1 protein-coding gene is annotated in these 240 nt (G+C 65.4%); it reads left to right on the top strand.

Annotated elements, in window-relative coordinates; genetic code table 11:
- The first annotated feature begins 30 nt into the window (after positions 1 to 30).
- On the top strand, positions 31 to 204 hold the full coding sequence (locus ACTFO6_RS19640; RefSeq protein ID WP_439935977.1) for a hypothetical protein: 174 nt from the start codon (positions 31 to 33) through the stop codon (positions 202 to 204).
- Positions 205 to 240: the final 36 nt, after the last annotated feature.

A 240-nucleotide genomic window follows, 5' to 3' on the forward strand; every position in this document is an offset into this window, starting at 1 on the left:
GGGGAGAGGTAGTTCCTCGACATGGGTTGGATGCTCCAGGACGAATTCGTCGCGGAGGCGGCCTCGACGCTCGACTGGAGCGGCATCCTGGGAAATCTGGTGCCCGTCACCCTCGGCAACGTGGCCGGCGGGAGCATGATGGTGGCCCTCGTGTACTCTCTGATCTACCGGCGCCCTTACTGCCCTTCCGCTCCCAGGGACTGACGGCCGCGTCTGGGCTTCCATCCTTCGCGCAAGGTG

Source organism: Pelomicrobium sp. G1 (assembly GCF_051905455.1).
Taxonomy (GTDB): domain Bacteria; phylum Pseudomonadota; class Gammaproteobacteria; order Burkholderiales; family UBA6910; genus Pelomicrobium.